Below are 18,882 nucleotides of genomic sequence, written 5' to 3'. Positions count from 1 at the left end.
TGGGGCGGTTCACTTGGATCCTGTGGGTTCATTCTCAGCGCCGCAGATATTCCACCATTTCACAGGCGGGATCCTCTGTGCGCAGCGGATGCCGAGTGGCTGGGCTCCAGACATTCACATCGACCTCGGGAAAATGCGTATCTGCCCCTGCGACCACGGTTTCAACCTCGGTGATCAGCAGGCGGTCGGCGATCTCCAGCATTGCGCCGTAAATCCCGGCCCCACCAATCCCATAAATCCGCATATACCCCTGCGCGCGCGCCTCCTCCACGGCCTGCGCGATGGAGGGCACCACCAGATCCGCGCAATTCGGGTCTGAGGATACAACGATGTTCAACCGGTTCTTCAGCGGCTTCACTGGCAGGCTGTCCCAGGTGTTGCGCCCCATGATAATCGCGCCGCCCAGCGTCTCGCGCTGAAAGGCCTTCAGATCCTCAGGCGCGCGCCAGGGAATAGTATTGTCCTTGCCAATCGCCCCATTGCGATCGCGCGCCACAATCAACGTAATCATATCGCTCTCTTATTCCGCCGCCTGTTAAACTGCCACTTGGCCCTTGATATTGGGATCCGCGTCATAACCGATGACCTCAAAATCCTCAAACTTGAAATCAAAGATCGAGGGCACATCGCGCAGGATCCGCAGCTCGGGCAAGGGTTTGGGCGTCCGGCCCAGCTGCAGCTCCACCTGTTCCAGATGGTTAGAATAGATATGCGCATCGCCCATCGTATGGATAAAGTCGCCAGCCTCGTAGCCGGTGACATGGGCCAGCATCTTCAGCAACAGCGCATAAGAGGCGATGTTGAACGGCACGCCCAGGAACATATCGGCCGAACGTTGATACAGCTGCAGATGCATCTTGCCGCCTGCCACACGGACCTGCCACAGGGTGTGGCACGGCGGCAGCGCCATATTCGGCACATCCGCCGGGTTCCAAGCTGACACAATCATGCGACGGCTGTCGGGGCTGGTCTTGATCAGCTCCACCAGATCCGCGATCTGATCCACGGTGCCCGCCCGATACAGGGGCTCATCCCCCAGGGTGCCCTCAGCCAGCTCCAACCGCGGAAAGCGCCGCCACTGGTGGCCATAGACCGGGCCCAGATCGCCGTTTTCATCCGCCCATTCATTCCAGATCCGCACGCCATTGTCCTGCAAATAGCGGATATTGGTGTCGCCCGAGAGGAACCACAGCAGCTCGTGGATGATGGATTTCAGATGCAGTTTCTTGGTCGTTGTCAGTGGAAAGCCTTCGGCCAGCGGATATCGGCACTGCAAGCCAAAGTAAGAAATCGTCCCGGTCCCGGTGCGGTCTGTCGACTCCACACCCTGATCCCGAACCATCCGCAATGCATCAAGATATTGCTGCACGTCTGCCCCCTGCCACAACGTCGTGTTTCTCTCCTTGTGCCACGCGGTTCTGGAAATTGCCAGACCACAGATTGCAAGGCCACAGGCGGCCACGTCGCCAAACTGTTTGGCGCGCAGGTGCTTGTGCGCCCATAGGCAGACAGTTTCGCTGGCTTTACACGCGCGCCCGGCCTAAAGCTTTTAGCGCCAACATTGCTGATCCAGACTTTGGAGGAACGACACATGGCTTTGACTTATCTGCACACAATGGTTCGCGTAAAAGACCTGGAGAAATCCATGGCGTTTTATGAGTTGCTGGGTCTCAAAGAGACCCGCCGCATCGACAGCGAACAAGGCCGGTTTTCGCTGATCTTTATGGCCCCTCCCGGCCAGGAAGAGGCACCGGTAGAGCTGACTTACAACTGGGACGGCGACGATGAACTGCCCAGCGACAGCCGCCATTTTGGCCATTTGGCCTATGGCGTCGACGATATCTATGCGGTGTGCCAGCACCTGATGGACAATGGCGTGACCATCAACCGTCCACCGCGCGACGGGCATATGGCCTTTGTCCGCTCTCCCGACAATATCTCGGTGGAACTGCTGCAAAACGGCGATCGCCTGGAACCGGCGGAACCCTGGGCCAGCATGGAAAACACTGGCCACTGGTAAAAGCGCGCAACAGGTAAACAGGCTGCCCTTTGGTCGCCTGTATCCCAAGGGTCCTTTGCGCGTGCTGGGGACCCTTTTTGTTTTGGTAATTTAAACCTGTCAACGCTCAAACAAATGGCGGCCCAAACGCAAAAACGACCGCCCCTTTGGGCGGCCGCTTTGTGAATTTGTGTTCACCGTTGCATTCTACAACGTGCATCCTGGCGGTCGTCCGGGCCTTTCTGGCCGCTCCGACAAGACGCGGAATTCTCCTGGTCTGATCTACGTTCAGTAGATGTAGCGGATCTGGTCTGCCCAGTACCGCTCCACGCGCTTAAGCGACGTGGTAATATCGGCAATCCCTTCGACGCTGATCACGTCTCGGTTTTCCAGCCCCTCAGCGTGGCGCTGGAACAATTCGGTCACAATATCCCGAATTTCACGCCCTTTGGTTGTCAGGCGTACACGGACAGAGCGGCGGTCGATTTCACAACGTTGATGGTGCATATAACCCATCTCGACCAGCTTCTTGAGGTTATAGCTGACATTGCTGCCTTGATAATAACCACGGGATTTAAGTTCCCCCGCAGTCACCTCATTGTCCCCGATGTTGAACAGCAGAAGAGCCTGAACCGCGTTGATTTCAAGAACGCCTACACGTTCAAATTCATCCTTGATCACGTCCAATAGCAGACGATGCAGACGCTCGACTAGCGCGAGCGCTTCAAGGTAGCCAGTCATGAACCCTTTGGTATCCTGCTGGCCAATTGGCATTTCCATACTCATGCGCATCTCCGACTCGAATTTGCTAGAGACAGAATGCGCTCAATTTCCGAAAATTGCGTTAAGGCATTTCATTTTTATTTTTGATAAGTTTGCGAGATTTCTTTAACCAAATCAGAAAGTTCCGCTGGCGGTGCCACCTGGCCTGTCACCCATTGATAAAGGTCCTGATCGTTTTCATTCAGGAACGCCTCATAAAGGTCCAGCTGGGTGGCATCCATATCTGCCAGATGCGCATCCGCATAACCCTGCAACAGAATGTCCATCTCTTTGATGCCGCGCCGGATCGAACGCATGTACAGGCGTTTCTTGCGGACATCGATGGGTTCGTTCTTGGGGCTGGTCTCCTTCAGACCAGCCGCGCGCAGGGGGTCGTTCACGCGTTCATCTCCTCGATTATGGTTTTGAGCCGCTTTTCCAAACGGCCCGCGCGATCCGATTGTTCGCGCAAGTCACTGCGCAAATGCCGCAATTCGCGCAGAAGGTCACGCAGATTCTGTGGGGCGTTTTCTTCATCCGGCGCGGATGTGCCCTCACCTTCGCCGGTCATCAGCCACATGATCGAGACATTCAGCACGCCCGCCATCATCGACATGCGGTTGGCGCGCGGCTCTGACAGATCCTGCTCCCAGCTGGCTAGGGTTGTTTTCTTGACACCCAGACGGCGCGCCAGTTGCGCTTGGGTCATCTGTGCCGCATCCCGCGCCGCTGCAATCCGGTCGCCCAGTGTCGCCATATCAGGTCCGTACCAGTCCGTTTCAGTCTCTGCCACTGTCGTGTCGTTCATAATCCTGCTCCTGTACCGATACGCGATCCTGCTTGATCGCCCCTAGGTGGCACCCTATGACAGTCCCGTTAAACAATCAAATCGAGGCACAACATGTCTGACCTGCCCGCAGATTTCCTCTCATCCACCCTGGCCCGCGTGAAACCGTCCCCCACAATTGCGGTGACGAATAAGGCGCGCGAGCTGAAAGCCGCCGGCCGCGACATTATTGGCCTGGGTGCCGGGGAGCCCGATTTTGATACGCCCCAGAACATCAAGGACGCAGCGGTTCAGGCGATTGCCGAGGGCAAGACCAAATACACCGCCGTTGATGGCATCCCCGAGTTGAAAGAGGCGATCTGCGCCAAATTCAAACGCGACAACGGGCTGGAGTATACGCCTGCGCAGGTCACCGTGAACTCGGGCGGCAAGCACACGCTTTATAACGCGCTGATGGCCACGCTGAACCCAGGGGACGAGGTGATCATCCCCGCCCCCTATTGGGTGTCTTACCCCGATATGGTGCTGCTGGCGGGCGGCACGCCGGTTGCGGTTGAAGCAACGCTGGAAAACAGTTTCAAACTGACCCCCGAGCAGTTGGAAGCGGCCATCACCCCAAAAACCAAATGGTTCATCTTCAACTCCCCTTCGAACCCCACCGGTGCGGGCTATACCGCGGATGAGTTGAAGGGGCTGACCGATGTTCTGATGCGCAATCCCCATGTCTGGGTAATGTCTGACGACATGTACGAACACCTGGCCTATGACGATTTCAAATTCGCAACACCGGCCGAAATCGAGCCCGCGCTGTATGAGCGCACGCTGACCTGCAATGGCGTCTCCAAAGCCTATGCGATGACCGGCTGGCGCATCGGCTATGCCGCCGGTCCGGAAAAGCTGATCGCCGCCATGCGTAAGGTGCAATCGCAATCCACCTCCAACCCCTGCTCGGTCTCGCAATATGCGGCCGTTGAAGCGATCAACGGCACCCAGGATTATCTGGCCCCCAATAACGATAAATTCGTCCGCCGCCGCAATCTGGTGGTCGAGATGCTGAGCGCAATCGACGGCATCACCTGCCCCACCCCCGAAGGCGCATTCTACGTCTACCCGTCAATCGCGGGCCTGATTGGCAAAACAACACCCAAGGGTGTGGTGATCGAAAATGATGAGATCTTTGCCAGCGAACTGCTTGAAGACACAGGCGTCGCGGTGGTCTTTGGCGCGGCCTTTGGCCTGTCGCCGAACTTCCGCGTGTCCTACGCCACCTCAGATGAGGCGCTGAAAGAAGCCTGCACCCGGATCCAAACCTTCTGTGCGTCGCTGACCTGATCCATGGGCGCGCAGATTTCAGCCAATCTGCCCAGCCGGGACTTTGATAAGACCGAAGCGTTTTATCATCGTCTCGGCTTTGCCACCTCTTACCGGGATCAAAACTGGATGATCCTGACTTATGAGGAGACCCAGGTGGAGTTCTTCCCCCACCCGGATCTGATCCCCACCGAAAGCTGGTTCTCTGCCTGCCTGCGGGTCGATGACATCGCGCCGCTGCACAAAGCATGGTCCACTTTGGGGCTGTCGACGGATCCGGCTGCCATCCCGCGTCTGTGTGACATCATCCCGGTACACGGCACCGTGCCTCGGATGTTTCCTTTGGTCGATCCAGATGGCACACTGTGGCGCGTGATTGATTTACAGGGTCTGGACTAACGCAGCCCGCCAAACCAGAAGACCCGGACAAAACACCGCGGCGAAGGGACAGAGATGAGTGTAGAGCTGCCAAAATATTACTTTCGCATCCGCGAAAACGGCGCGGTTGTGTTTCGGGTGGACACTGAAAACCGCCATCGTCGTGTCGATATGGATCAGATCGCCGTTGTGAATATACGCAATGGTGACATCAAACCCCAAGGGGACCGGGCGCTGTCGCCCGCAGATCTGACGGCAATCGACGCCTGGATGCAAGAGCGCCGCACTACACTGTCCACGCGTGAGCTGGATGACATTCACCGCACCATCGATCACCTGAACCTCACCACCCAATGGGCCCAGTCCAAAGCAGATCCGGACCAGCTGGACGCCATCACTGACCGTCTGTTGATGGCCATGCATGATCTGCGCTCAGTTCTGGTGCGCAAAAAGGCGGATCGCCTGACCAAAGAATAAATCAGCCGTTGCGTCCACAACAGCCGCGCCAATCACCCAACCTACGCCGGATGCGCACGCCAGACTCTAGCTGTCCCGCCCCCCCGCAAGCCGGGCGGGGACGCACGATCACGGGATCAGGGGGTTATTCCCCGTCACGGGCGGCTTTTTCTTCCTTGGTCAATTTATTGTTCCAGACATTGTTGCTGAGCCCCAGTTCGGGCTTGGCGGGTTTGGTCTTCCCTTGCGTGACCTTGCCCCCCTTGGCCAGAAACTCCTGGATCAACGCCTCGTCCGTGGTTTCCTTGCGCACCTGTTTCATCGCCTGTCTCCGATCCTATGCCCCAAGCCGCGCGCAGACTGTGGCCCGGCGCACGAACTATGCGGGCAAGCTAGGTCCAAAGCCACACTGTTTCGTGACAATTGCAGAAAAACATTCCCCGCCCCGCCATCAGCCGATCCCCGCTGGATCACTGGGATTTAACCCTTCCCGCCCTTGTCGCGCGTCGCTTGCGCCGCTACGACTTTTATATGTGGTTGTTCCGTTCCCTTCCTGCGCTGGTTGTCGCGTCTGGCCTTTTCGCATCCGCCGCGTTTGCCCATCCGCATATTTTTGTGGACACGGCGCTGACCCTCAGGATCAGCGCCAAAGGGGAGCTCTTGGGGATCGAGGTCACTTGGGTCTTTGACGACTTGTATTCGCTCGTGGTGCTCGAAGAACGCGCCCTGGATCCTGACTTTGACGGCGAACTGACGACCGAAGAACTGGCATCGATGCAAGAGTTCACGCAGGAATGGATCGGCGATACCGCAGGCGATCTCTTTGTGACCCAGGACACGACCACCCTCCCCTTGGGCGCCCCAACGGAGACGGTGACCGAGGTCAGCCAGGGCCGGATCACAACCCGGCATCTGCGTCCGCTGACCGCCCCGGTCGCAGCCGATGGTCTGGTGATCCAGGCCTATGACCCCACCTATTACACCGCCTATCTGGTTGGATCCCGTGTGACCCTGCCAGAGATGGACGCTTGCTCTGTTACAGTGACGGAACCCAATTTCGACCTCGCCTACACATTGGTCGAGGAAACCCTTTATGCCATGTCCAGCGCCGAGGCTGAGGAAAACTTCCCCAAGATCGGCCAATCCTTTGCCGATACCATCAGGATTTCTTGTGCCCTCGGATCCTAACCCCGCTGCCCCGTCGCAGAGCATTCCGTCTATGCGGCGGAACAGATGGCACCGCGCCACTGGCTGGTTGACCGTGGCCGCCATTGTGATCGGTGTGGCGGCGGTTTGGCTTTGGGGGCTGGGCGGTGCGGATCACATCGCCCGCTGGGCTGCGGCCCAGCAACAGGATGTGCAAAACGCCTTGGCCCAGGCCCTGCGCGCGCTCAAATCCAATCAACCCGGCGCGCTTATGACGCTGTTGTCATTGTGCTTTGCCTATGGGTTCTTTCACGCCGCAGGCCCCGGCCATGGCAAACTGGTAATTGGCGGCTATGGGTTGGGGCGCGCGGTGCCGATGCTGCGCCTGATTGGCCTTGCGCTTGGATCTTCGCTCGCTCAGGCCGGCACCGCGATCCTTCTGGTTGTCGGCGGTCTCACGCTTTTGAACTGGGGCCGGGTCGAACTCACTGGCATGACCGAAGAGGTGCTCGCCCCGATCTCCTATGCTCTGATTGCGCTGGTCGGCCTCTGGCTCGCCCTGCGCGGCCTGCGCAAACTCTGGCCGCAGATCCCACAGGCGCGAACACCCAAAGCCCAGCGCGACGCCAGTCCCTGCCCACACCCCGGTCTTGGCCGCAGCTTTCGGCAAAGCGTGGAAACGGGCGCAGCGCATGCGGCCCAGCCTCATGTATACATTCTCCCTCACAATGACGAGGGCATCTGCCCCGACTGCGGCCATCGCCATGGCCCCACATTAGACGAGGTCGCCAACACCAAATCCCTCCGTGACGCCTTGGCGATCGTCGCCGCCGTGGCCATGCGCCCCTGTACCGGAGCGGTGTTCCTGCTGTTGCTGACCTGGCGTCTGGACCTGATGACCGCAGGCCTTTTGGGCACGCTGGCCATGGGGCTTGGCACCGCCTCAATCACCATTGCTGTCGCCATTGCCTCGGTCACCATGCGCCAGGGCGCACTGGCCCAGCTCTCTGCCCCCCGCGCCCGCCAGATCGCCGCTCTGATGGAGCTTTGTGGTGGGCTGGTCATCGCGCTGGTTGCCAGCCAGATTGCGCTGAAACTGATCTGACTTTGGGCCCCTCTGGCGAATTCACTTGAAGCCCAAAATTTCCGCATCTAAGCACAATCTATGACACATGCGGCACCTCCCTCCACTCCGATGACCTCTGTCGGACATATACGCGCCATTGCGATCCTTGGCCTGCCCCTGATCGGCGGCCATGTGGCGCAGTTTGCCATTGGCCTGACGGATGCCGCGATGCTGGGATGGTATTCCACCGCAGCACTGGCGGCGGTGACGCTGGCCTCCTCTTATTTCCACGCGATCTTTCTCTTTGGGGCGGGCTTTGCCTTTGCCGTGCTGCCCTTGGTGGCTGAGGCCGCAGGCCGTGGCGACAGCCGCATGGCGCGGCGGTCCAACCGCATGGGCATGTGGTTATCGATGCTCTATGGCGCGCTGGCGATGCCTGCATTTCTGTGGGCCGAGCCTATCCTGCGCACGCTGGGGCAAGATCCCCAGGTGGCCAAGGACGCAGCCGCATATCTGAGCGTCATGGGCTGGGGCATCTTTCCGGCCCTTGCCGTGATGGTGCTGAAATCCACCCTCGCCGCACAGGAGCGCACCCAGGTGGTTCTGTGGATGACGTTGGCCGCAGCCGGGGTCAACGCAGCCGTCAATTACGTGCTGATCTTTGGCAATTTTGGCGCCCCGGAACTGGGTCTGACCGGAGCCGCCATTGCCTCGCTCATGACCGTGACCACCTCAGGAGTAATCCTGTGGGTCTATTGCCAGCGCGCCCTGCCGGAACAGGAGCTGTTTCGCAATTTCCACCAGCCCGATTGGGAGATGTTTGCCCGCCTGTTCCGTCTGGGACTGCCCATCGGCTTCACCACCCTGGCCGAGGTCTCCTTGTTCACCGCCTCCGCCTTTATGATGGGCTGGATCAGCCCGGTGACACTGGCGGCCCATGGCATTGCGCTGAACCTTGCGGGGCTGACATTTATGATCCACCTCGGCCTGTCCAATGTGGCCACCATCCGGGTCGGCAACGCACTGGGGCGCAAGGACCTGCCCCATATGCTGCGCGGCGCGCGGATGCTGATTGCCATCTCCTTCACCGTTGCCATGGCTTCGGTTGCGGCCTTCCTTCTGTGGCCCACGGCACTGATCTCCCTGTTTCTAGACCCCAAAAACCCTGACTACCCGCTGATCCTGACGGCCAGTATCACATTGTTGATGGTCGCCGCCGTCTTCCAGCTGATGGATGGTCTCCAGGCCCAGGCCCTCGGCCTCTTGCGCGGGCTTCAGGACACCAACGTGCCCATGGTCATCGCTGTCTTTGGCTATTGGGCGGTTGGCCTGCCCACCGGCTATATCCTGGGCTTTGTCTTTGACCTGGGCGGCGTCGGCGTCTGGATCGGACTGGTCACAGGCCTCTCACTGGTGGGCGCGCTCCTCTTGTGGCGGTTCTGGGGCTTTGCCGTGCACCGCACCGACCTATTCTGAGGCACTCAGACGCCGACCTTTTCCACAGCCCCTAGCGTCCCCCTTTCGCTAGCCCACAACTGCTGCCATAATGGCAGTCAAACAACACCAAATCACATCCAGTTGAGAGCAGCCCCAACACATGGCAGACGATCTTCTTTCCACGCCCCAGGCCGAGACCTATGACGCATCCTCCATCGAAGTCCTCGAAGGGCTGGAGCCCGTGCGCCAACGCCCCGGCATGTATATCGGCGGAACAGACGAGCGCGCGCTGCACCATATGGTGGCGGAAATCCTCGACAACTCCATGGACGAAGCCGTCGCAGGCCACGCCAACCGGATCGAGGTAGAACTGCACGCAGATTATTCGGTCACCATCCGCGACAACGGCCGCGGCATTCCGATCGACCCCCATCCCAAGTTCCCCGACAAATCCGCGCTTGAGGTGATCCTCTGTACCCTGCACGCCGGCGGCAAATTCTCGGGCAAGGCCTACCAGACCTCGGGCGGCCTGCACGGTGTGGGATCGTCCGTTGTGAACGCACTGTCGGATTCCATGGTGGTCCAGGTCGCCAAAAACAAAGAGCTGTTTGAACAGAAATTCTCCCGCGGCCTGCCGCTGGGCGGGGTGGAAAAGATCGGCGCAGCCCCCAACCGGCGCGGCACCACCGTGACCTTCCACGCGGATGAGATGATCTTTGGCTCCCACCGCTTCAAACCCAAACGCCTGTTCACGCTGGTCCGCTCCAAGGCCTATCTGTTCTCGGGCGTGGAAATCCGCTGGAAATCGGCCATCGACGACGGTGAAACCCCAACCGAGGCCACATTCCACTTCCCCGGCGGCCTACGCGATTACCTGACCGAAGTTCTGGGAAAAACAACCACCTATGCCGACGCACCCTTCGCGGGCAAAGTTGAGTTTTCCGAGAAATTCGGCGAGCCCGGCTATGTGGAATGGGCGATCAACTGGACGCCGTCCCGGGATGGGTTCACCCAGTCCTATTGTAACACCGTCCCCACCCCCGAAGGCGGCACCCATGTCACCGGATTCTGGGCCGCGCTCCTCAAAGGGATCAAGGCATATGGCGAGCTGGTCAACAACAAAAAGGCCGCCCAGATCACCCGCGACGACCTGATGGCGGGCGGCTGTGCGCTGGTCTCCTGCTTCATCGCCGACCCGGCATTTGTGGGCCAGACCAAGGATCGCCTGTCGACGGAAGCCGCCGCAAAAATGGTGGAAAACTCGGTCCGTGACCATTTCGACAACTGGCTTGCGGCGGATACCAAATCGGCCGGCGCCATCCTCGACTTCCTGGTTCTGCGCGCCGAAGAACGTCTGCGCCGCAAACAGGAAAAAGAGACCCAGCGTAAGAGCGCGACCAAGAAACTGCGCCTGCCGGGCAAGCTCACCGACTGCACCGCGAAGAACCGCGCAGGCACCGAATTGTTTATTGTGGAGGGCGACTCCGCCGGCGGCTCCGGCAAGGGCGCGCGCAACCGCGAAAACCAGGCGCTGTTGCCCTTGAAGGGTAAGATCCTGAACGTGCTTGGCGCGGCTTCCTCAAAACTGGGATCAAACGCCGAAATCCGCGACCTGTGTGAGGCGCTGGGTGTGGGGGTTGGCACCAAATTCAACCTCGATGACCTGCGTTATGACAAGATCATCATCATGACCGATGCGGATGTCGACGGCGCCCATATCGCCTCGCTGCTGATGACCTTCTTCTTCACCCAGATGCGCCCACTGATCGACGCAGGCCACCTCTACCTGGCCTGCCCGCCGCTCTTCCGCCTGACCCAAGGGGCCAAACGTGTGTACTGTCTGGACGAGGCAGAGCGCGACAAATGGCTGGAAAAAGGGCTGGGCGGCAAAGGCAAGATCGACGTCAGCCGATTTAAGGGTCTGGGTGAAATGGACGCCAAAGACCTGAAAGAGACGACAATGGACCCCAAAACCCGGAAATTGATCCGGGTCACAATTGACGAGGACGAACCGGGAGAGACCGGCGATCTGGTCGAACGTCTGATGGGCAAAAAACCCGAACTGCGCTACCAATATATTCAGGAAAACGCGAAGTTCGTGGAGGAGCTGGATGTTTAAACCCGAACTAGTTTGAGGTCGGATTGAAAATTATTGAATTTATTATCAGACATCACCCGATTTGGGTGACCTTTGGATATTTAGGACTGCTGGCAGGTGTGTTTTGGAAATACACATCTGCTGGCGCATCTCTCTCACTCAATGAGCTTGGAGACTTTCTGGCCGGCGCGTTCGCGCCACTTGCTTTTTATTGGCTAGTGCTTGGCTTTTTTCAACAGGGTAAAGAGCTGAAAAACAACGTAAATGCTCTCAATCTGCAAGCTGAAGAACTAAAAAATTCAGTAGCCGCTCAAACTGAAATAGCGGAATCGGCAAGACTCCAAATTAATCTTGAGGAATCTCTCGAGAATGAAAGGCGATCTAGAAAGCTTACTGCGGACCGAGCGGAATTGGGCTTAGCTCTTCACGAACTCTACCAGATCTTTTTATCCGCCACACGGCAAGCTGTTTACCCCAAGGGAGACTATACACTTCAATGGGAAGTAATTTATTCTCGGTGTCGTGTTTTAGCATCTTGTATTGAGAATGCCGATCCTGAAAGCGCTGAGAGTCTAGCGAAAATAGTACGGAAAGCTCAGTACATTACCGCAAGGCACAGGAAGCTTCTGGAGAGCCCTGAAATATTGGCGAGTAGTTCTGAAGATCAGGTTACAATTAACAGTGTTTTGCTATCTCGATCAGATGCAGTGGTAGATCTAATGGCGCTAACGCTGGAAATCTCAAACGGTTTCCAATATGCTAGAATGCAACAAGAGAAATTTATAACTGAACTAATCACGACAGAACGCTTAGTGTCAGTGCTTGAAATTCGAATAAACTTTGGAATTTCTAAGTCACCCATTTGGGAGGACATTTTGGAGGCTGCTAAAAAATTGTCGCCTTAGACAAAGTTCGGCTGTTCGGAGTTTTATTTAAAACAAGGTCTATCCTTCAAAACCCCAAAGTACAAGGTCGGGCGCGCACCGCTCAACTCCCGTTCTCTAAACTCTCCGCTGCGTAAGAAGCCCCATTGGGACGCCTCCGGCGGGAGTATTTTTAAAAAGATGAAAAACAAGCGCGCGGCATCTGCCTTTGGGTTTGGGCACCGGGATTTCGCAGGCCTTTATGCAACATTGTTTGCAAAGAAAACGGGGCACCAAAGAGCGCCCCGGCTTTCATCTTTTCCCAAATACTCCCGCCGGAGGCTTCCGCCGTTTCACCTGGCGCAAACCTTTGTGGTTAAAACGCCAGCGTGCTGTCGACCGCGCGTTTCCAGGCGGTGTATTTGGCGTCGCGCACCTCGGCCGCCATCGACGGGCGGAATTCGCGGTCCAGCGCCCAGCATTTGGCAAATTCCTCCATATCCGGCATCGCGCCGATCTTCATGCCCGCCAGCCAGGCCACACCCAGCGCCGTGGTCTCAAGCACCTTGGGACGGTCCACCGGTGCGTCGGTGATATCGGCGAGGAACTGCATCGCCCAGTCCGAGGCCGACATGCCGCCGTCGACGCGCAGGACCGACTGACCGTCGCTTGCCCCCTCTGCCGCGCTCCAATCCGCGCGCATCGCGTCAATCAGGTCACGGGTCTGGTAGCCCACGCTTTCCAGCGCCGCCTTGGCCAGCTCATTTGGGCCAGAGTTGCGCGTGAGGCCATAGATCGCGCCGCGACAATCCGGGTTCCAATAGGGCGCGCCGAGACCCGTGAAGGCAGGCACCAAGACCACCGATTGCGCGGGATCTGCGCCATCCGCCAGCCCTTGGGTTTCCGAGGCTTCGCGGATGATCTTCAGCCCGTCACGCAGCCATTGCACCACCGCACCGGCCACAAAAATCGACCCTTCCAGCGCATAGGTGGGTTTGCCATCCAGTTGATAGGCAATGGTCGTCAACAGGCGGTTGTTGGATTTAACCGGCACATCGCCGGTATTGAGCAGCGCAAAACACCCCGTCCCATAGGTGGATTTCAACATCCCCGGTTTGAAACACGCCTGCCCCACGGTCGCCGCCTGCTGGTCGCCTGCCACGCCGTTGATCGGGATCTCCCGCCCAAAGAGATCGCCGCGGCACAGTCCAAAATCATCAGCGCTGTTCTTGACCTCGGGCAGCATATGCATGGGGATGTCCAGGAGATCACAGATCGTCTGGCTCCACCGCCCTTTGCGGATGTTATAAAGCATGGTGCGCGCCGCATTGGTGGCGTCGGTTGCATGCACCTTGCCGCCCGTCATTTTCCAGATCAGGAAGGTATCAACGGTGCCAAACAACAGCTCTCCGCGATTGGCGCGCGCCCGTGCGCCGTCCACATTGTCCAGCACCCATTTCAGTTTGGTGGCCGAGAAATAGGGATCCACCAGCAAACCGGTGCGGTCGGCAAACATATCCGCATGGCCCGCCTCCTGCAGGCTGCGGCAGAAGTCAGCCGTGCGCCGGTCCTGCCAGACAATGGCGTTGTAGATCGGCTGCCCTGTTGCCTTGTCCCAGACCACGGTGGTTTCGCGCTGGTTGGTGATCCCGATCGAAGCGATCTGCGCCACATCAATGCCCGCGCGTTCAATCACCGCCCGGCAGGTGCCTGCCGTGGTCGCCCAGAGGTCATCCGGATTATGTTCCACCCAGCCGGAATTTGGGAAGATCTGCGGAAACTCTTCCTGGGCTGAGGCCACAGGCGCAAGCTGAGCGTCAAACAGAATGGCGCGGGACGATGTGGTGCCCTGGTCGATGGCAAGAACATAGGTCATGGGTGGGTCTCGTTTAAAATCAAACGCAAAGGGTTGGGTCCAGAGAGTGTGGCCAAATACAAACGCTCTGGCCAGATAAAACCAAAGCCGTGACCAGAGGTCACAAAGAAGGCGGGGGCGTATGTGAACGCCCCCGCCCTGTCTCATCCTAGGGGCTTACTGCCAGGATTTGATCAGCTCGTCATAGGACACCGTCTTGGGCTCTTCGTCCTCATTGGCAAGCTTGGCATAGGGTGCGCCCGGCTGGTTGAACCAGTACTCGGCATCCTGCTCGTCATTGAGTTTCGGACCCAGGTCGCCCTGAACGCCTGCACGTTCCAGACGCTGCAGAACGCGCTCCTGGTCGGAACACAGCGCATCCAGCGCTTCTTGCGGGGTCTTGGCACCGGACATGGCGTCGCCGATGTTCTGCCACCACAGCTGTGCCAGCTTGGGGTAGTCAGGCACGTTGGTGCCGGTTGGCGACCACTGAACGCGCGCAGGCGAACGGTAGAACTCCACCAGACCACCCAGCTTGTCCGCACGATCGGTAAAGTGCTGGCTGTCGATGGTGCTTTCGCGGATGAAGGTCAGACCAACGTCAGACTTCTTCAGGTCCACGGTTTTCGACACCACGAACTGAGCATAGAGCCAGGCAGCCTTGGCGCGATCCACCGGAGTGGATTCCATCAGTGTCCAGGAACCGGCGTCTTGGTAGCCGATTTTCTGGCCGTCTTTCCAATATGCACCATGTGGGCTGGGCGCCATCCGCCATTTCGGCGTGCCGTCCTCGTTCATCACCGGCAGATCGGGCTCAACCGTGGCTGCGGTAAAGGCGGTGTACCAGAACATCTGCTGTGCCACGTTCCCTTGTGCCGGGATCGGACCCGCTTCCGAGAAGGTCATGCCAGCGGCCGCAGGCGGGGAGTATTTCTCCAGCCATTCGATCGCCTTGGTCACAGCGTAAACAGCAGCCGGTGCGTTGGTCGCACCACCGCGTGCCACACAGGAACCGGTCGGCTGGGAGTTCTCGTTTACACGAATGCCCCATTCATCCACCGGCAGGCCGTTTGGCTCACCTGCGTCGCCCATGCCAGCCATGGACATCCACGCGTCGGTGTAACGCCAGCCCAACGACGGGTCTTTCTTGCCGTAGTCCATGTTGCCAAAGACATCACCCTGGACGTCCAGGTGGCTCAGATCACGACCGGTGAAGAACTCAGCAATGTCCTCATAGGCGGACCAGTTCACCGGCACACCCAGATCATAGCCATAGGCGGCTTTGAAATCGGCTTTGTTCTTCTCGTCGTTGAACCAGTCATACCGGAACCAGTAGAGGTTCGCGAATTGCTGGGTCGGCAGCTGGTACAGTTTGCCATCGGGACCGGTGGTAAAGCTGGTGCCGATGAAATCATCCACATCCAGGCTCGGCAGAGTCACATCTGCGCCCTCACCCGCCATCCAGTCGGTCAGGTTGCGCACCTGCTTGTACCGCCAGTGGGTGCCGATCAGGTCACTGTCGTTGATATAGGCGTCATAGATGTTCTCGCCGGACTGCATCTGGGTTTGCAGCTTCTCAACCACGTCACCTTCGCCGATCAGGTCATGGGTGACCTTGATACCAGTGATCGCCTCAAAGGCAGGCGCCAGCACTTCGCTTTCGTACTGGTGGGTGGTGATGGTTTCAGACACAACTTTGATGTCCATGCCCTGAAACGGTTTGGCCGCGTCCACAAAGAACTGCATCTCTGCTTCCTGATCGGCACGCGACAGCACCGACAGATCGCCAATTTCCGTATCCAGGAATTTCTTGGCAGCCTCCATATCGGCCATTGCCGCGCTGCCAATCATGCCAAGTGCCAGCGCAAGCGCGGTACTTGATTTGAGCGTAAACTTCATAGTTTCCTCCCGTAAAGTTTAGTCAATTATACTACTGCCCCCCACAGGCGCGGTGCCCATGGGAGGTCAGATCTCGTGTTACACCCAGCGGAAAACCGCAACGGCGTAGATCAGGCAAACCCCCAGCGCCCAAGGCTGGTTCGCGCCCACAAGTCCCAGCCAGCCCAAGTTGATAAAGGCTGAACCAAGAAGCGTGATAAAAAGACGATCTCCCCGTGTCGTCTCTGTGCCCAAGATGCCGCGGCGCGGTGTCTCGGGAAATTTGATCGCCAGCACCGTAAAGGTGAGCAACATGCTAGCGATGAAGATAAAGAACAAAGCCGTCGGCCAGGTCCAAGCCATCCAATCCATGATGTGTCTCCTTTCGGTCTATTACACGCGGCCCAGGGCGAAACCCTTGGCGATGTAGTTGCGGACGAAGTAGATAACGAGCGCACCGGGCACCAGCGTCAGCACGCCGGCCGCCGCCAGAACACCCCAGTCGATCCCTGCGGCCCCTTGGGTCCGGGTCATGATTGCGGCAATCGGCTTTGCGTCCACCGTGGTCAGGGTCCGGCTGAGCAGCAGTTCCACCCAGGAGAACATAAAGCAGAAGAAGGCCGCGACCCCGATGCCCGATGAAATCAGCGGCATGAAGATCTTCACAAAGAACCGGCCAAAGCTGTAGCCGTCGATATATGCGGTCTCGTCGATTTCCTTGGGCACGCCACGCATGAACCCTTCCAGGATCCAAACCGCCAGCGGCACGTTGAACAGACAATGCGCCAGCGCCACCGCGATATGGGTGTCAAACAGACCCACGGACGAATAGAGCTGGAAGAACGGCAGCGCAAAAACAGCAGGCGGTGCCATCCGGTTGGTCAGCAGCCAGAAGAACAGGTGTTTGTCACCCAGAAAGCTGTAACGGCTGAACGCATAGGCCGCCGGCAGCGCCACAGCAAGGCTGATCACCGTGTTCATCACCACATAGGTCAACGAGTTCACATAGCCCATGTACCAGGCGGGGTCAGACAGGATGGTGATATAGTTCTGAAACGTCAAATCCTGCGGCCACAGCGAAAACGTGCTCAGGATCTCGGTGTTGGTCTTCAGGCTCATATTGATCAGCCAGTAGATCGGCAGCATCAGGAAGATCAGATAGCAGGCCATTACAATGACCGACCCTTTGATCGCCACCCGCGCCTTCTTCTTGGGCTGCACGGTAAAGCTGGTTGTGGCAGTTGCATCCGTCATCAATCAGCCCTCCCTTTTGTCCATAGTGGTCATAATGGTGTAGAAGACATAGGCCAGCGTCAGGATCACAAGGTTATACATGATCGAAAACGCAGCAGCCGGTCCCAGATCGAATTGGCCAAGCGCCATTTTGACAAGGTCAATCGACAAAAGCGTTGTTGCATTGCCCGGACCACCGCCGGTCACAACAAACGGCTCGGTGTAGATCATGAAACTGTCCATGAACCGCAGCAGGATCGCGATCATCAGAACACCCATCATCTTGGGCAGCTCGATAAAGCGGAAGATTTTCCAGCGCGATGCCTGATCGATTTTGGCCGCCTGATAATAGGCGTCGGGGATCGATTTCAGACCGGCAAAAGCCAACAGCGCCACCAGCGAGGTCCAGTGCCAGACATCCATTACAATGATGGTGGCCCAGGCCGCAAAGGTGTCTTGGGTATAGTTGTAATTGATCCCCAGCGCATCCAGCGTATAGCCCAACAGACCAATGTCCACACGGCCAAAGATCTGCCAGATGGTGCCCACCACATTCCACGGAACCAGCAGAGGCAGCGACATCAGAACCAGGCAGAAGCTCGACCAGAAGCCCGATTTCGGCATGTTCAGCGCCACAAAAATCCCCAGCGGAATTTCAATCGCCAGAATAATGCCCGAGAACATCAGCTGACGCCCCAAAGCGTCCCACATCCGTTCCGAATGCAGCATTTCTTCGAACCATTCGAGACCGGCCCAGAAGAACTGGTTGTTGCCGAATGTGTCCTGAACCGAATAGTTCACAACCGTCATCAACGGGATTACCGCCGAAAACGCGACCAGGATCAGAACCGGAAGGATCAGGAACCAGGCCTTTTGATTGACTGTCTTTTCCATCAGGCTGCCTCCCCCTCTTGCAACCAGTCGTTCACGTAAACATTGACGCGTTCCGGCGCAAAAGTGACGCGGTTCATATCCGGCGAAATCTCGGTGCCTTCGGGCGCGACAATGTTCATTTCTTTGCCAAAGAGGTCGGCGCGCACGATTTTGTGGCGGCCCACGTCCTCAACCCGACGCACATTAACCGGCAGGCCATCGCCCTTGGTCAGCGTCACAAATTCCGGGCGCACGCCGATCTCGACCTTGCCGGACAGATCCTTGAACGCGCGGTCCAGCCGTACCTCGGCCCCATGCACCGACGCCACCTGCCCCACAACCGAGGCCGGGATCACATTCATCCCCGGAGAGCCGATGAAATAGCCCACAAACGTATGTTCCGGCTTGTTAAACAGCTCTTCCGGCGTGCCGATCTGCACCACGCGGCCGTCGTACATCACGACCACTTTGTCCGCAAAAGTCAGCGCTTCGGTCTGGTCATGCGTCACATAGATCATCGTGTGACCAAATTGGTGATGCAGCGATTTCAGCTGGGTGCGCAGCTCCCATTTCATATGGGGGTCGATCACGGTCAGCGGCTCGTCAAACAACAGCGCGTTTACATCCTCGCGCACCATGCCCCGACCGAGCGAGATCTTCTGCTTGGCATCCGCCGTCAGACCGCGCGCACGGCGGTCCAGCTCGGCTTCCATACCAATCATCTGACCGATCTGCTGCAC

21 protein-coding genes are annotated in these 18,882 nt (G+C 58.1%); 9 read left to right on the top strand and 12 right to left on the bottom strand.

The window, feature by feature from the left end; genetic code table 11:
- Window positions 1-34: 34 nt before the first annotated feature.
- Together GFB49_RS15680 and GFB49_RS15675 are read right to left on the bottom strand one after the other, a co-directional pair.
- Entirely contained in the window at window positions 35-511 is a 477-nt protein-coding gene (locus GFB49_RS15680) for a dihydrofolate reductase (protein ID WP_153216878.1), read from the bottom strand.
- Between the two features lie 24 nt (window positions 512-535).
- Window positions 536-1,369 carry a thymidylate synthase gene (locus tag GFB49_RS15675; protein WP_343032603.1) on the bottom strand — a complete coding sequence of 278 codons (834 nt, stop codon included), beginning with the start codon at window positions 1,367-1,369 and terminating at the stop codon, window positions 536-538.
- 222 nt (window positions 1,370-1,591) lie between these two features.
- Here GFB49_RS15675 and GFB49_RS15670 point away from each other — a divergent pair, with 222 nt between their 5' ends.
- Window positions 1,592-2,020, top strand: coding sequence for a VOC family protein (locus tag GFB49_RS15670; RefSeq protein WP_153216877.1), 429 nt, complete (start codon window positions 1,592-1,594; stop codon window positions 2,018-2,020).
- A gap of 267 nt (window positions 2,021-2,287) precedes the next feature.
- Here GFB49_RS15670 and GFB49_RS15665 read toward each other — a convergent pair whose 3' ends face one another.
- The 3 genes from GFB49_RS15665 to GFB49_RS15655 form a co-directional block, all read right to left on the bottom strand.
- Entirely contained in the window at window positions 2,288-2,785 is a 498-nt protein-coding gene (locus GFB49_RS15665; RefSeq protein ID WP_194269373.1) for a MarR family winged helix-turn-helix transcriptional regulator, read from the bottom strand.
- A 74-nt stretch (window positions 2,786-2,859) separates the two neighbouring features.
- On the bottom strand, window positions 2,860-3,078 hold the full coding sequence (locus tag GFB49_RS15660) for a succinate dehydrogenase assembly factor 2 (RefSeq protein WP_153217012.1): 219 nt from the start codon (window positions 3,076-3,078) through the stop codon (window positions 2,860-2,862).
- An 80-nt stretch (window positions 3,079-3,158) separates the two neighbouring features.
- Window positions 3,159-3,569, bottom strand: coding sequence for a helix-turn-helix domain-containing protein (locus GFB49_RS15655; RefSeq protein ID WP_153216875.1), 411 nt, complete (start codon window positions 3,567-3,569; stop codon window positions 3,159-3,161).
- A 93-nt stretch (window positions 3,570-3,662) separates the two neighbouring features.
- Between GFB49_RS15655 and GFB49_RS15650 the strand changes: the two genes are divergently transcribed.
- Genes GFB49_RS15650 through GFB49_RS15640 form a run of 3 tightly spaced genes read left to right on the top strand, consistent with a single transcriptional unit; the run spans window position 3,663 to window position 5,714 of the window.
- Entirely contained in the window at window positions 3,663-4,880 is a 1,218-nt protein-coding gene (locus GFB49_RS15650; RefSeq protein WP_153216874.1) for a pyridoxal phosphate-dependent aminotransferase, read from the top strand.
- A 3-nt stretch (window positions 4,881-4,883) separates the two neighbouring features.
- Window positions 4,884-5,258 carry a VOC family protein gene (locus GFB49_RS15645; RefSeq protein WP_153216873.1) on the top strand — a complete coding sequence of 125 codons (375 nt, stop codon included), beginning with the start codon at window positions 4,884-4,886 and terminating at the stop codon, window positions 5,256-5,258.
- Window positions 5,259-5,312: 54 nt separating this feature from the next.
- Window positions 5,313-5,714 carry a hypothetical protein gene (locus GFB49_RS15640; RefSeq protein WP_153216872.1) on the top strand — a complete coding sequence of 134 codons (402 nt, stop codon included), beginning with the start codon at window positions 5,313-5,315 and terminating at the stop codon, window positions 5,712-5,714.
- A 124-nt stretch (window positions 5,715-5,838) separates the two neighbouring features.
- Here GFB49_RS15640 and GFB49_RS21045 read toward each other — a convergent pair whose 3' ends face one another.
- Window positions 5,839-6,015: a hypothetical protein gene (locus GFB49_RS21045; RefSeq protein WP_194269372.1), complete on the bottom strand. Its 177-nt coding sequence runs from the start codon at window positions 6,013-6,015 to the stop codon at window positions 5,839-5,841.
- 209 nt (window positions 6,016-6,224) lie between these two features.
- Here GFB49_RS21045 and GFB49_RS15635 point away from each other — a divergent pair, with 209 nt between their 5' ends.
- The 5 genes from GFB49_RS15635 to GFB49_RS15615 all read left to right on the top strand — a co-directional run bounded on the left by GFB49_RS15635 (window position 6,225) and on the right by GFB49_RS15615 (window position 12,345).
- Window positions 6,225-6,881: a DUF1007 family protein gene (locus GFB49_RS15635; protein ID WP_153216871.1), complete on the top strand. Its 657-nt coding sequence runs from the start codon at window positions 6,225-6,227 to the stop codon at window positions 6,879-6,881.
- Between the two features lie 31 nt (window positions 6,882-6,912).
- Window positions 6,913-7,944: a nickel/cobalt transporter gene (locus GFB49_RS15630; protein WP_153216870.1), complete on the top strand. Its 1,032-nt coding sequence runs from the start codon at window positions 6,913-6,915 to the stop codon at window positions 7,942-7,944.
- A gap of 60 nt (window positions 7,945-8,004) precedes the next feature.
- Window positions 8,005-9,381, top strand: a complete 1,377-nt coding sequence (locus tag GFB49_RS15625; RefSeq protein ID WP_153216869.1) for an MATE family efflux transporter — start codon at window positions 8,005-8,007, stop codon at window positions 9,379-9,381.
- 121 nt (window positions 9,382-9,502) lie between these two features.
- A complete protein-coding gene (gene parE / locus GFB49_RS15620; protein ID WP_153216868.1) occupies window positions 9,503-11,461 on the top strand; it encodes a DNA topoisomerase IV subunit B in 1,959 nt (652 codons plus the stop codon).
- 23 nt (window positions 11,462-11,484) lie between these two features.
- Window positions 11,485-12,345 (top strand): hypothetical protein, encoded by an 861-nt coding sequence (locus GFB49_RS15615; protein ID WP_153216867.1) that lies wholly within the window; start codon window positions 11,485-11,487, stop codon window positions 12,343-12,345.
- Window positions 12,346-12,679: 334 nt separating this feature from the next.
- Here GFB49_RS15615 and glpK read toward each other — a convergent pair whose 3' ends face one another.
- The 6 genes from glpK to GFB49_RS15585 all read right to left on the bottom strand — a co-directional run.
- The gene (glpK, locus tag GFB49_RS15610; protein ID WP_153216866.1) at window positions 12,680-14,179 is read right to left on the bottom strand and encodes a glycerol kinase GlpK; all 1,500 of its coding nucleotides are present in this window, start codon (window positions 14,177-14,179) and stop codon (window positions 12,680-12,682) included.
- A 156-nt stretch (window positions 14,180-14,335) separates the two neighbouring features.
- Window positions 14,336-16,057 carry an ABC transporter substrate-binding protein gene (locus tag GFB49_RS15605; protein ID WP_153216865.1) on the bottom strand — a complete coding sequence of 574 codons (1,722 nt, stop codon included), beginning with the start codon at window positions 16,055-16,057 and terminating at the stop codon, window positions 14,336-14,338.
- Between the two features lie 78 nt (window positions 16,058-16,135).
- The gene (locus GFB49_RS15600; RefSeq protein WP_153216864.1) at window positions 16,136-16,408 is read right to left on the bottom strand and encodes a DUF2160 domain-containing protein; all 273 of its coding nucleotides are present in this window, start codon (window positions 16,406-16,408) and stop codon (window positions 16,136-16,138) included.
- Window positions 16,409-16,429: 21 nt separating this feature from the next.
- Window positions 16,430-17,290 carry a carbohydrate ABC transporter permease gene (locus GFB49_RS15595; RefSeq protein ID WP_153216863.1) on the bottom strand — a complete coding sequence of 287 codons (861 nt, stop codon included), beginning with the start codon at window positions 17,288-17,290 and terminating at the stop codon, window positions 16,430-16,432.
- Between the two features lie 3 nt (window positions 17,291-17,293).
- Window positions 17,294-18,163 (bottom strand): carbohydrate ABC transporter permease, encoded by an 870-nt coding sequence (locus GFB49_RS15590; RefSeq protein ID WP_153216862.1) that lies wholly within the window; start codon window positions 18,161-18,163, stop codon window positions 17,294-17,296.
- The coding region (locus tag GFB49_RS15585; RefSeq protein ID WP_153216861.1) for an ABC transporter ATP-binding protein at window positions 18,163-18,882 on the bottom strand (720 nt) is incomplete at its 5' end. The genes GFB49_RS15590 and GFB49_RS15585, both read right to left, overlap by 1 nt.

The organism is Tritonibacter litoralis (assembly GCF_009496005.1).
Taxonomy (GTDB): Bacteria; Pseudomonadota; Alphaproteobacteria; order Rhodobacterales; family Rhodobacteraceae; genus Epibacterium; species Epibacterium litoralis.
The sequence above is the reverse complement of the archived record's forward strand: the minus strand, read 5'-3'. Positions and strand labels throughout refer to the sequence as shown.

Coding starts and splice junctions, on each gene's coding strand:
- glpK (WP_153216866.1), bottom strand. CDS start 14,179: ATGACCTATGTTCTTGCCATCGACCAGGGCACCACATCGTCCCGCGCC.
- GFB49_RS15670 (WP_153216877.1), top strand. CDS start 1,592: ATGGCTTTGACTTATCTGCACACAATGGTTCGCGTAAAAGACCTGGAG.
- GFB49_RS15630 (WP_153216870.1), top strand. CDS start 6,913: ATGCGGCGGAACAGATGGCACCGCGCCACTGGCTGGTTGACCGTGGCC.
- GFB49_RS15655 (WP_153216875.1), bottom strand. CDS start 3,569: ATGAACGACACGACAGTGGCAGAGACTGAAACGGACTGGTACGGACCT.
- GFB49_RS15625 (WP_153216869.1), top strand. CDS start 8,005: ATGACACATGCGGCACCTCCCTCCACTCCGATGACCTCTGTCGGACAT.
- GFB49_RS15605 (WP_153216865.1), bottom strand. CDS start 16,057: ATGAAGTTTACGCTCAAATCAAGTACCGCGCTTGCGCTGGCACTTGGC.
- parE (WP_153216868.1), top strand. CDS start 9,503: ATGGCAGACGATCTTCTTTCCACGCCCCAGGCCGAGACCTATGACGCA.
- GFB49_RS15590 (WP_153216862.1), bottom strand. CDS start 18,163: ATGGAAAAGACAGTCAATCAAAAGGCCTGGTTCCTGATCCTTCCGGTT.
- GFB49_RS15645 (WP_153216873.1), top strand. CDS start 4,884: ATGGGCGCGCAGATTTCAGCCAATCTGCCCAGCCGGGACTTTGATAAG.
- GFB49_RS15600 (WP_153216864.1), bottom strand. CDS start 16,408: ATGGATTGGATGGCTTGGACCTGGCCGACGGCTTTGTTCTTTATCTTC.
- GFB49_RS15640 (WP_153216872.1), top strand. CDS start 5,313: ATGAGTGTAGAGCTGCCAAAATATTACTTTCGCATCCGCGAAAACGGC.
- GFB49_RS15595 (WP_153216863.1), bottom strand. CDS start 17,290: ATGACGGATGCAACTGCCACAACCAGCTTTACCGTGCAGCCCAAGAAG.
- GFB49_RS15665 (WP_194269373.1), bottom strand. CDS start 2,785: ATGAGTATGGAAATGCCAATTGGCCAGCAGGATACCAAAGGGTTCATG.
- GFB49_RS15635 (WP_153216871.1), top strand. CDS start 6,225: ATGTGGTTGTTCCGTTCCCTTCCTGCGCTGGTTGTCGCGTCTGGCCTT.
- GFB49_RS15650 (WP_153216874.1), top strand. CDS start 3,663: ATGTCTGACCTGCCCGCAGATTTCCTCTCATCCACCCTGGCCCGCGTG.
- GFB49_RS15680 (WP_153216878.1), bottom strand. CDS start 511: ATGATTACGTTGATTGTGGCGCGCGATCGCAATGGGGCGATTGGCAAG.
- GFB49_RS21045 (WP_194269372.1), bottom strand. CDS start 6,015: ATGAAACAGGTGCGCAAGGAAACCACGGACGAGGCGTTGATCCAGGAG.
- GFB49_RS15660 (WP_153217012.1), bottom strand. CDS start 3,078: ATGCGTTCGATCCGGCGCGGCATCAAAGAGATGGACATTCTGTTGCAG.